Annotated in this window: 9 protein-coding genes; 1 reads left to right on the top strand and 8 read right to left on the bottom strand. The window is 69.4% G+C overall.

The window, feature by feature from the left end:
• Positions 1-11: 11 nt before the first annotated feature.
• From IFU11_RS14475 to IFU11_RS14465, 3 genes are all read right to left on the bottom strand, one after another.
• Positions 12-1,340, bottom strand: a complete 1,329-nt coding sequence (locus IFU11_RS14475) for an ABC transporter substrate-binding protein (protein WP_192019379.1) — start codon at positions 1,338-1,340, stop codon at positions 12-14.
• 70 nt (positions 1,341-1,410) lie between these two features.
• Positions 1,411-2,340, bottom strand: a complete 930-nt coding sequence (locus IFU11_RS14470; protein ID WP_192019378.1) for a carbohydrate ABC transporter permease — start codon at positions 2,338-2,340, stop codon at positions 1,411-1,413.
• Positions 2,333-3,274 carry a carbohydrate ABC transporter permease gene (locus tag IFU11_RS14465; RefSeq protein ID WP_085512502.1) on the bottom strand — a complete coding sequence of 314 codons (942 nt, stop codon included), beginning with the start codon at positions 3,272-3,274 and terminating at the stop codon, positions 2,333-2,335. The genes IFU11_RS14470 and IFU11_RS14465 overlap by 8 nt, the downstream gene beginning before the upstream one ends.
• Positions 3,275-3,495: 221 nt before the next feature.
• Here IFU11_RS14465 and IFU11_RS14460 point away from each other — a divergent pair, with 221 nt between their 5' ends.
• Entirely contained in the window at positions 3,496-4,509 is a 1,014-nt protein-coding gene (locus tag IFU11_RS14460) for a LacI family DNA-binding transcriptional regulator (protein ID WP_192019377.1), read from the top strand.
• Here the strand turns inward: IFU11_RS14460 and IFU11_RS14455 are convergent.
• From IFU11_RS14455 to IFU11_RS20650, 5 genes are all read right to left on the bottom strand, one after another.
• Positions 4,499-5,077 (bottom strand): hypothetical protein, encoded by a 579-nt coding sequence (locus tag IFU11_RS14455; protein ID WP_192019376.1) that lies wholly within the window; start codon positions 5,075-5,077, stop codon positions 4,499-4,501. The two genes, IFU11_RS14460 and IFU11_RS14455, sit on opposite strands and share 11 nt — an antisense overlap.
• A complete protein-coding gene (locus IFU11_RS20010) occupies positions 5,077-6,390 on the bottom strand; it encodes a signal peptidase I (RefSeq protein WP_371742791.1) in 1,314 nt (437 codons plus the stop codon). Before IFU11_RS20010 ends, IFU11_RS14455 begins: the two co-directional genes overlap by 1 nt.
• A 10-nt stretch (positions 6,391-6,400) precedes the next feature.
• The gene (locus IFU11_RS14445) at positions 6,401-7,048 is read right to left on the bottom strand and encodes a SipW-dependent-type signal peptide-containing protein (RefSeq protein WP_192019375.1); all 648 of its coding nucleotides are present in this window, start codon (positions 7,046-7,048) and stop codon (positions 6,401-6,403) included.
• Between the two features lie 20 nt (positions 7,049-7,068).
• Positions 7,069-7,713, bottom strand: coding sequence for a SipW-dependent-type signal peptide-containing protein (locus IFU11_RS14440; RefSeq protein WP_199862311.1), 645 nt, complete (start codon positions 7,711-7,713; stop codon positions 7,069-7,071).
• 197 nt (positions 7,714-7,910) lie between these two features.
• Entirely contained in the window at positions 7,911-10,799 is a 2,889-nt protein-coding gene (locus IFU11_RS20650; protein WP_192019374.1) for a helix-turn-helix transcriptional regulator, read from the bottom strand.
• Positions 10,800-10,835: the final 36 nt, after the last annotated feature.

The following is a 10,835-nucleotide window of genomic DNA, read 5'->3' as shown; positions in this document are numbered from 1 at the left end:
GGGGGGAATTGCTACCGGGCGTCGTCGACGGCCTTCGTCAGCTCGGCGACGAAGGCCTCGGCTGCCTCCTTGGGCGTCGTCTTGCCGAACTGGACGTCCTGGTTGTAGCGGCCGAGGATCTTCTCACTGTCGCCACCACCGACGGGCGTGATCGCCGGCGGGGTGCCCGACTCCTCGCGCGCGGCGTCGACCACGTCGGCCACGATGCGGTCCGTCGGCGTCAGGTCGGGGTCGATCGCCTGCTGGAAGTCCGGGTTCGCGGGCATGCCGCGCTCGGTGCCGAACAGCTTCGCGACCTCGGTGTCCGTCGTGAGGAAGTCCACCAGCAACGCCGCCTCAGCGGGGTGCTCGGACTTCGACGAGACCGACCAGTACATCGACGGCTTCAGGTACTGGAACCCTTCGGACGAATCCTCGCTCGCCGGGAACGGCAGCAGGTCGAGCTGGTGGTCGGGTGCAGCGGCCTGGAAGGCGGTGAGCACCGACGACGGCTGGAAGGTCATCGCGACCTTGCCCGTACTCATGTCCATGAGGTCGATCGCCACACCGTTGCCCTCGGCCAGCTGCGAAGCGCTCGGGGCCGCGCCGCTCTCGATCTGGTCGAGCGCGTACTGCCAGTAGCTCTCCACGACCTCGGGCTTCAGGATGACCTTGCCCTCCTTGTCGTAGATGTCGTTGCCGTGCTGCCGGGCCCAGAGCGTGAGGGTCGGCATGTCGCCGCCGAACGGGGACATGCCGTGGACGGCACCGCCCGAGGCCTCGGTCACCTGCAGGGCGACCTCGTTGAGCTCGTCCCACGTCCAGGTCGTCGCGTCGGGCAGCTGGATCCCGTACTGCTCGAAGATGGACCGGTTGACCATGAGGCCGACGGTGCCGACGCCGATCGGCACGCCGTACAGCTCGTCCTTCACCTTGCCCTGATCGAGCACCTCGGCGCTGAGGTCGGAGGTGTCGAGGAACTCGTCGAGTGCACCGAGGTCGGCGAGTGCCCCGCGCTGGGCGTACGAGGCGAGGTAGAGCTGGTCGAACTGCATGACGTCGGGGGCGTCTCCGCCGGCGACCGTCGTGGCGAGCTTGTCCCAATAGCCGCCCCACTCGGTGGACTGGCCCTTCACGGTGATGTTGGGGTACTTCTTCTCGAAGAGGTCGATGGCCGCGCGGGTGCGCTCGTCGCGGGCCGTGGCGCCCCACCAGTTGAAGGTGATGGTGACGTCCTCGTCGCTCAGCGCGGCGTCGCCGTTCCCGCCGCCGACGGCGCAGCCGCTGAGGGCGAGCGCCGAGATGGCGGTTGCGGCTGCGAAGCCGAGGAGGCGGGACCGGGATCGTGGTTGGCGTTGCATGATGCTCCTTTGCATGGGGTGGATCGGTTGGCCCTTCGACAGGCTCAGGGACCGGGTTGTGGACTCAGGGCTACTTGCCTCCGGTGGTCGCGATGCCTCGGAGGAGGAAGCGCTGACCGAACAGGAAGGCGAGGAACACCGGCAGCAGGGTGACGACGCTCATGGCGAAGAGGGCGCCGTAGTCCGATTGCGACTGCGTGTCGACGAACGAACGGAGGGCGACCGACGAGGTGTACTTGTCGGGGTCGGTCACGAAGATCAGCTGGCCGAAGAAGTCGTTCCACGTCCAGATGAAGGTGAAGATCGCCGTCGTCGCGAGTGCAGGCGTCATGAGCGGGAGCATGATCTGCACGAAGATCCGCAGGTGCCCGGCGCCGTCGATGCGCGCCGCCTCGTCGAGCTCGCGAGGGATGCCGCGGATGAACTGCACCATGAGGAAGATGAAGAACGCGTCCGTCGCGAGGAACTTCGGCACGATGAGCGGCAGGTAGGTGTTGATCCAGTCGAGCTGGGCGAAGATCACGTACTGCGGGATGATCAGCACGTGGATCGGCAGCATCATCGTGAGCAGCATGGCCGCGAACGCGAAGCGCTTGAACCGGAACCGCAGCCGGGCGAAACCGTACGCGGCGAGCGAGCAGGTGAGCAGGTTGCCGATGATCGACCCGACCACGACGATCGCCGAGTTCGCCAGGTAGCTGCCGAACGGCTGCGCCAGGGCATTCCAGCCGTTCGTGTAGTTCGATGCCTCGAAGGTGTCGAGCACGAGACCCGGGTTGTCGAAGATGTACCCGTTCGGGCGGAGTGACGACACCACCATCCACAGCACGGGGTAGAGCATCAGCAGCCCGAGCAGGATCAGCAGCGCGTGCTTGCCGATGCTCGAGATCCGCTGCCGACGCAGGAGCTTGGCGCGCTGAGCATCACCACGCTCGCGTCGGGCGGCCGCATCGGGCGAGAGGCCGTCTTCGGACGAGGTGCGGGTCTTGAGGTCAGTCATCGTAGAACACCCAATACTTCGAGGCCCAGAAGTTGATGGCCGTGGCGGCGGCGATGATGATGAGCAGGAGCCACGCGATCGCCGACGCGTACCCCATCTGGAAGCTGCCGAAGCCCTTCTGGTACAGGTAGAGCGTGATGAACAGCGTCGAGTCGGACGGCCCGCCCGATCCGTTCGACACCACGTAGGCCTGCGTGAACGACTGGAACGCACCGATGATGCCGAGCACGAGGTTGAAGAAGATGATCGGGCTGAGCAGCGGGAGGGTGATCGACCGGAACTGGGTCCACCGGCCGGCGCCGTCCGTCGACGCCGCCTCGTAGTACTGCCGCGGGATCTGCCGGAGGCCCGCGAGGAAGATCACCATCGGCGCGCCGAACGTCCATACGTGCAGGATGATCAGCGTCGACAGCGCGGTGTCGGGTTCCGAGATCCAACCGGGCCCCTGAATGCCGAAGACGGCGAGCAGCGCGTTGACGAGGCCGCTCGAACCGAAGACGAGGCGCCACAGGACGGCGATCGCGACGCTGCCGCCGAGCAGCGACGGCAGGTACAGCACCGACCGGTAGAACGAGAGCCCGCGCAGGCCGCGATCCAGGAGGACCGCGATCGCGAGGGCGACCATGAGCTGCAACGGCACCGACACCAGGACGTAGGTGATGGTCACCCCGAGGGACTGGTGCAGGCGGGGGTCCTCGACCATCCGCTGTGCGTTCTCCAGCCCGGTGAAGTTCGGGTTCTGGAGGAGGTTGTAATCGGTGAAGGACAGGTAGAGCGAGACGAGCACCGGCCCGAGCGTGATGACGAGGAAGCCGATGATCCAGGGGCCGAGGAAGAGGAGCGCCGCGCGGTTGTCCCGGAACTCGGAGGCGTCGCGATGCTTGACCGCCCCCTTCGGCGTCCGCAGCGCGCGCAGCTCGTTGAGCGCGCTCATGGGGCGGCTCGGGTGATGGGTGGTGGGCTCTCGAACATGCTGCGCATCTCCTTCGACTCGCTGCGACCGTGCTGACAGGGAGACACGCTAACCGCTTGTGCTACGTAGCACAAGATGGAGTTGGAAATCGATTGCCGTCGGTATCCGACGGGCGTGGAGTCGGTACGCTTGCGTCAGGACCCACGCACGGTGGAGCGAGCGCGACCGACGGGGAGGCACGGATGGCAGTGACCGCACGGGATGTCGCGCAGGCGGCCGGCGTCTCCCAGCGCACGGTGTCGGACGTCGTGAACCTGCCGGGACGGGTCGGTGCCGAGACCCGCAAACGCGTGCAGGCGGTCATCGACGAACTCGGCTATCGGCCCAATCCGCACGCGAGAGGACTCCGCAACAACCGCAGTGGACTCATCGCGCTCGTCGTCCCCGAGCTCGACGTTCCGTACTTCTCCGACCTCGCCCGCTGCCTCATCCCTGAACTCACGAAGCGCTCGCTCACCCTCGTCGTCGATCAGACGAACGGCGACCCGGAACGCGAGCGTGCCGTGCTCACCGGGGGAGCGGTGTCCTCGACCTTCGACGGCGTGCTGCTCAACGCGCTCAACCTCACGGCCGCCGACGTCGAGGCAGCCGCCGCGACCCAGCCCATCGTCCTGCTCGGCGAGCGCGACTACGGCGCGAGCGCGGACCACGTCGCCATCGACGGTACCGAGGCGGCTTACGTGGCGACCAGGCACCTGATCGAACAGGGATGCACGCACATCGGCGCCATCGGTCGGCAGGCCCATTCCACGGGCACCGCGAAGCAGCGCGTGGACGGGTTCACCCGCGCGATGCAGGAGGCCGGACTCGACCCGAACCGGTATATGGCCGAAGGGGAATACGATCGCGCGAGCGGAGCGGCGGTCATGGGGCGGATGCTCGACGCCGGCGATCCTCCCGACGGCGTGTTCTGTTTCAACGACCTCATGGCGCTGGGCGCGATGCGCGCCGCGTGGGATCGCGGCGTCGACATCCCGCGCGACCTGGCGGTGGTGGGCTTCGACGACATCGAGGACGGCCGGTACGCGATGCGGTCACTGACGACGGTCGCGCCCGACAAGGAGGCCATCGCCCGCGAGGCCGTCGCGATGCTGGTCGAACGTGTGGCCGGGCACGTCGGGCCGGGGCGGCGAGTGCGCGCAGGGTTCGAGCTGATCGTCAGAGAGTCGTCCGGTCCGGCGCGACTCACCCGATGACGGCGCACGTCGGGTTCGTGCCGAGGAGGCCCGTCCCCACCTGCACGACGGCCCACGGTGACGTCCAGATCGTGTCTCGGGCGAGCGGCGGAACGATCAGGCTCGATGGAGCTACGCGGACGCCGAGATAGCCGGTTCCGCCGAGTAGCCCGGTGAGCAGTCCGTCGAGGAGACCGCGGTTGAACGTGACGGAGTACTGCCTCGTCGGGTTCGGGGTCGGCGAGGTCGCGGCCGGTGTGACCGCCGCGGAAGCGAGCGCGATCGTGGCCGACGTGTTCCCGCCGCCGACCTGGATGTCCGCCGCGCCGTACCCCTCCGGCATGGTGAACGTCAGGGTGTAGGAGTTGATGACCAGACCGACGCCGAGCACCGACGTCGTCGAGATGGAGCATCCGCTTGCTCCGGCGAGGTAGACGGGCTTGGGGATGCTCAGTGCCGCGAACGTCGCGGCACCCGACTCGGCGTCCTGCCATGCGGCCTCCACCGGTTGCGGAGCAGGAGCCGCGACGAGCGCGACAGCGGTCGCGAGGACGACCGCCGCGACGTGTCTCGACCGACCTGGTTTCATCAAACGCCCCTCGCCGAACGCGAGTGCTGACGCAGCGCGCCGAACCACGCACCGACGAGACCGATCAGGATCGCCCCCGCTGCCGCCCACACGGCGAACTCGATGCTCGCGCCGGTGCGGGGGAGCGTGGTGATCGGGCCGGGCGAGACCGAGACGTCGTCGCCGATGCCCTCGGCCGTGACCGTGAGAGCGACCGAGGCGTTCGCCACCACTGCACCGGACGGCATCCGGACGTCGAACTTCAGCCACCACGCCTCCGAGCTGCGCATCGAGAGCACTGCGCGCTCGACGCCGTCGACGGGCACCGCCATCTCGTCGAACAGGTGGGTGACGGTGCCCACGCAGCCGGCCGCGGTCCACCGGACGGAACAGGCGTCGACCACCATGACGAGGCCGAGCTCGGGCGAGCCGGAACCGACCATGGACACGTCGATGGATCCCGGGGTGGTCTCCGGCTTGGTGGTGATGCCCACCTCCCACGGCGTCGATCGACCCGGAGCGAGGGACCGCATGGCCGACGGGTCACCGATCGAGGTGAGGACGACCGCCTCGCCGGCGATGACGTCGACCTTCGGTTCTGCGTGGGCAGGAGCGGCAGCGCTGATCGCGAGGCCGGCACCGAGGAGCAGGGCGACCGGTGAGTATCGAAGCGCGGCGTGGCGGGCCGGTCGTGGTCCGGTTCCGTCGGCGCCGACCATGGAGGAGCGGCGTCGGGAAGCAGCACGACCGTCGCCGCCGGTCCCTCCCGAGTCACCCGGCGGGCGCTTGCGGTCGGAGCGCGGCCAGAACGCCCACATGACGAGGGCCGAACAGCCGAGGGTCAGTCCGGCCAGGACCCACGGGTTGGACAGCCACACGACGAGGTAGGCGAGCCCGGGGACCGAGGCGAGCACGAGGCGGACCGTCGAGACGGTGTACGGCTCGGGGTCTTCCGACAGGTTCGCATCGCCCTGCATGGTGATCGTCCGCTGTGGTCCTGCGGTGTCGACACCGGCGGTCACCGAGGTGACGCGGTGGGTGACCGGCAGCTGACCAGCGCGATCCACCGTCACAACATCGCCGACCGTGATGTCGGACGCGGGGATCTCGCGGACGAGCGCGAGTGAGCCGGTGGGGATCGTCGGGCTCATGGAACCGGTCTTGAACATGATGAGGGTGATGTTGAAGCAGGTCGCGAGGATGACGAGCACGATGCAGACCACACCGCCGACGGCGGCGAGGTTCAGCAGGGTGCTGCCGACGATCGACGCCACCGAGCGGCGGGGTTGCTGCCGCTCGGTGGCGTCGATCGCTTCCGTGGAGGGTCGGGTCACGGTGCTCCGATCAGGAACTGGAGGTGCTGGTGAACACCCAGGTCGCCGCCGCCGTGCCGCCCTGGAAGCTGGAGGCGGTGCCGGCCTTCACCCGCACGTCGAAGCAGAAGCGCACGGTGGAGTTGCCCGCCGCGGTGAGCGCGCCGGTCGCGGTCGGCGGAGCCGTGCCCGTCGAGAGCGACGCGGTGTACGCGGGCACGGTCGCCGAGGTGAACGCGGCGGCGTTGCACGCCGTGCCCGCCGCCGTCGTGACCACGCGGTACTCGAGCTGCGGCAGGAGGGTGCCCGTCGCCGCCGAGACTGCGGACAGCGCCGCCGTCCCGCCGATGTTCGTCGCAGCGGTCGTGCGGATGTCGATGTAGGCGAACTGGGAGAGTCCTGGCGACATGGCGGTGGCGTTGAACACCAGCGTGGCCGGGTTCGCCGCCTCGTGCGCCGCCCAGGTCGACGACGAGGTCTGCGACTCCACGGCGAAGGTGCTCGCCGCGAAGGTCGCCGTTCCGAACTCGTCGTCGCTCCAGGCCGCGAGGGTGAGCGAGGTCCCGACGCCCAGCACGAGCGCTGCCGCGAGGGCCGCTCTGGCCTTCGTGTAGCGCGACGTGCTCCGTCGTTCAGCGGGGCGGTGGTGCCTCCCCGCCGCCGGTGTGTGTCGTCCCATGATCGCCGTCCCGCCGCGGGTTACGGCAGCGGGGTGGTGGACTCGGCCGCGAACTCCCAGACCACGGTGCCGCTCGGCGATGACTGCGGCAGCGTCGCGGCCGGGGTGACCTCGAAGCAGAGGAACACTGGCGTGGTGACCGCACCGAGCGTGAAGATGTCCGCTGCCGTGCTCGACGTCGTTGCGGCGTCCGTCACGAGCGGGTCGCCGGCGGCGAAGCTCGCGGCGTCGCAGCCGAAGGTGGTGGTCTCCACGACCGAGTACGTGAGCGAGGAAGCGATGGCGGCACCGCTCGTGGCGGTGATGTCGACCGTGCCGGCGTACGTCGACGCGGCGGTCAGCTGGACGGCGAAGCCGGCGTAGACGGGCTCCTCGGGTGCCAGGTTGTCCGCCTCCACCGCGAAGGTGAGCGGGGCGGCCGCAGCCTCGGTCGGGTGCTCGGTGAACGCGGTGCCGTCCGTGCTGCCCTCGATGCCGAACCCACCACCGGCGAAGATCCCGGTCGCGAACTCGGAGTCGTTCCAGGCCGCGAGGGTGATCGCCGCACCGACGCCGAGCACCAGGCCGCCGGCGAGGATCGCCTTCGCCCGCTTGCTGCGCTGGCCGCGGACGGGCGCGTCGGTGGCGGTGGCCGCTGGGGCCTCGGTGCTGGTGTCGATGGTCATGGAAGCCCCCTGGAGTCCGCCGGTGACGGCTCGCGTCACCACTGGTGTCGGGCGTGCGGAGACGATCTCCGCGCGTCTCACGACACTCTCAGGACGATAGGCAGCAGGCTGACGGTTGTAACCAGTAGTGGGGTACTGGGATCGCCGGACGCTACCGAGAAAACTGCTGAACCGCGCTGCGTCGCCCGATCCGGGGGTCAGGCATGACGCTGCGAGGACTGCGCGACGAGGCGGCCCAGGTCGCGCCGTCTCCCCGCACCCAGCTTCGTCCGCGCTTGGAGCACGTGCGACTCGACGGTGCGGACACTGAGGAAGAGCCGCGTCGCGATCTCCTGGTTGCTCAGTCCTTGCGCGATGAGCAGGGCGACCTCCAGCTCCCGCCGGGTGAGCGCGCTCAAGTCGGCCCCGGCGGTCTCCTGGCCGGTGTCCGTCTGCCCGCGGGAGAGGTAGGCCAGCGGAGCATGTGTCGAGGGCGGCTCCACTGGGACGGTGCGCTCCATCGGCACCGTCTCCTCGGTCGTCTCCGCCCGGTAGGTGGAGAACACCGGTGACGGATGCGCGAGCGGGGTCCGTCGGGCCTCCGCGTCCGCAGCGGCGCCTGGCGTGAGACCCACGAGTTCGGCGGCCCGCTCCCCGCAACGGCGAGCGTGCTGCAGTCGACCCTGGGCCTCGTGGAGTCGTTCTGCGAGCAGATGGCCTCCGATCGCCCGGTGCCGTGCTCCGACCTCCTCGAGCGAACAGGCGGCCTCTTCGACGCGGCTTGCGTCGCCGGCGGCGCCGGCTTCGAGGAGCAGCATGAGCGACGCCTGCAGTGGCGTGAGCTCCTGCGTTCGGGCGTCCACGACCCAGGAGAGGGTCTCGGACAGGTCGGCACCGGCCGCGGCGGCCAGGCTCGCGGAGTAGACCCGCTCGGTCAGCGGCTTCCGGACGTCCTGCGCGAGCCGACGGAGGTGATCCCGGGCGTCCATGACGCGACCGCCTGCCATCAGCAGACCGAAGTCGGCGATGTCCGCCAGGTAGGAGAGGACCGTGGAGGCGGCGATGAGGCGTTCGTCCTCGGCAGCTCGCCGTTCCTTCGCCTCCTCGAGCTCGCCCGTCTGAGCGAGAGCACCGACGAGGAGGAGCGCGGTCTGCATGTGCACCTCGGGAGGGACGGTCGAGTCGAGGAGTCGCTCGACGACCCGGAGGTCGGCCACAGTTCGGTCCGGGCGGCCGTCGAAGAACGCCAACTGGGCTCCGAGGATCCCGACGATGCACTGGTCCGTCGTCGCCAGGCGCCCGGTCCCGCGCTCGGCACGAGCGGCGAACTCGTCGATGTAGCGCGCGAAGCCGGCCCAGGAGAGGCCCGTGAGCAGGCGGATGGTGCCGGCCGACAGCACATACATGGCGCTTGCATCCCGCAAGGCGTGCGACAGTGGCCGTGCCGCGCTGTAGGGCACCGACCGGTAGACGGCGTCACCCAGCTGGAGCAGCTCCCGCAGCTCGGACGGTGGCAGACGGAGGCCGAGTCGGGTCACGAGCGCAGCGGCGGCATAGAGTCGCGAGGATTGCGCGGCGTCGGTGTCGCGCAGGACCTTCCAAAAGACGGCGTCGCTCGCGGTCGATTCCTGCCGATCCTGGTCGCGCCAGGTCTCGACCATCAGGATGCGCTGGGACAGCACACGGCTGTGCTCCTCCTGCTCGGTCAGCTTCTGCGCACAGGTGCGTTCGGACCAGCGGTCGAGGGTCGCCCGCCAACTCACGACCTCCGCCTGCATGTCCTCGTCGGAATCGGCCGCGGGATCGACCTCGAGGACCCGCTGAGCCCCTTCACCGTCGCCCAGCATGGCGAGCGAGCGTGACCACTGGAGCGCCGCTGCCACGGACGGGCGCCAGGTGTACGCGCGTTCGGCGAGCAGACGACCGTCCTCGGCGAGGCCGGAGACGTTCGCGACGTGCGCCGCCTCGAGGAAGGTGCGGGCCATCGTGAGTGACTCGAACCCCTCGTCCAGCTCGGTGTGCGGGGCCGTCAGCCAGTACCGGCCGAGGATGAAGGACTCGTTCGGCGTGAGACGGGCACCGCCACGGAGGTCCGAGATGAGCGTCCGTTGGACGCGGTCGTGACGGTGCAGTCGTCCGCTGTGGCGCCACTCCGCGAGTGCCGACCACGCGTGCAGTTCGTCGGCGACGATGCGGTCCTGGCCCGAGCCGTCGTTCCGCGCGAGCCCGAGCCGGAGGAGCGCGTGCAACTGGTGCTCGCCGAGCAGGCGGATCGCGCGCGAGTAGGGGACCGGGCCGAGCTTCGCCAGCATGACCAGCGCGTATCGACCCTCGTCCTCGAGCCGGGAGAGTTGGGGTTCCGTGAGATCGTGCACCCGTGGTGAGACCCCTGCGACCCCGAGCGAGAGGATGCTGCGCGGCAGGTAGAACTCCCCGCCCGTCTCGAGGGCGTCCTTGGTGAGCTCATGCACGAGCCGTGGCGAGCCGTTGCTCAGTCGCACGATGACGGCCTTGGCCATGTCGTCGAGGACCGCGTCGTCGGCGGCCTCATCCACCATCGCCGAGGCTTCGAACCCGTCGAGCGCCGGGAGGTCGATCCGCGTGAGCGACCCGGTCCGCCAGACGGCGAGGAGCCGATCGGCGGAATCGTCGCCGCGCCCCTGCAGTCCGGCAAGCTCCTGCTCCAAGGTCACCAGGGCGACCTGCTCACGCGACCGCGAGAGTTCGATGATGTCGGCCAGGCTCGCCGGGTGGAGGTTCGCCCCGTCGTCGATGATGAAGACGGCACCGCTCGGTGCCGTGCGCCAGTCGCTCAGCGCATGCGAGGCCTCCCGTGACGCACCCGACACGTGGATGACCGGGCGTCCGTCCTCCTGCATCCGGCGCCCGATCGCGTCCGCGGTGAAGGTCTTGCCGTAGCCGTGTGGTCCGACGAGGAGCGTGCTGACCCGGTTCGCGATGAGCGCCGTCATCCGGGCGATCGCCGCCGAGCGGCCGCTCGGCTGGGCGGGAGCGCGGGTGGCGGATTGGCGGAACTCGCCGGAGCGACGGGTGGGCGATGCGGCGGACCGCGCTCCGCCGCTGAACCGATGCGCGCCCGGGTTCATGGGACGACCTGCTCGGTCGAAGCCGGATGTGGATTT

This window comes from Plantibacter sp. CFBP 8804 (genome assembly GCF_014841225.1).
GTDB classification, from domain to species: domain Bacteria; phylum Actinomycetota; class Actinomycetes; order Actinomycetales; family Microbacteriaceae; genus Plantibacter; species Plantibacter auratus.
This window is presented reverse-complemented; position numbering and strand designations above follow the sequence as displayed.

Excerpts from the sequence above, each read along its gene's own strand:
- IFU11_RS14475 (WP_192019379.1), bottom strand. The coding sequence starts at position 1,340 with ATGCAACGCCAACCACGATCCCGGTCCCGCCTCCTCGGCTTCGCAGCC.
- IFU11_RS14470 (WP_192019378.1), bottom strand. The coding sequence starts at position 2,340 with ATGACTGACCTCAAGACCCGCACCTCGTCCGAAGACGGCCTCTCGCCC.
- IFU11_RS14465 (WP_085512502.1), bottom strand. The coding sequence starts at position 3,274 with ATGAGCGCGCTCAACGAGCTGCGCGCGCTGCGGACGCCGAAGGGGGCG.
- IFU11_RS14460 (WP_192019377.1), top strand. The coding sequence starts at position 3,496 with ATGGCAGTGACCGCACGGGATGTCGCGCAGGCGGCCGGCGTCTCCCAG.
- IFU11_RS14455 (WP_192019376.1), bottom strand. The coding sequence starts at position 5,077 with ATGAAACCAGGTCGGTCGAGACACGTCGCGGCGGTCGTCCTCGCGACC.
- IFU11_RS14445 (WP_192019375.1), bottom strand. The coding sequence starts at position 7,048 with ATGGGACGACACACACCGGCGGCGGGGAGGCACCACCGCCCCGCTGAA.
- IFU11_RS14440 (WP_199862311.1), bottom strand. The coding sequence starts at position 7,713 with ATGACCATCGACACCAGCACCGAGGCCCCAGCGGCCACCGCCACCGAC.
- IFU11_RS20650 (WP_192019374.1), bottom strand. The coding sequence starts at position 10,799 with ATGAACCCGGGCGCGCATCGGTTCAGCGGCGGAGCGCGGTCCGCCGCA.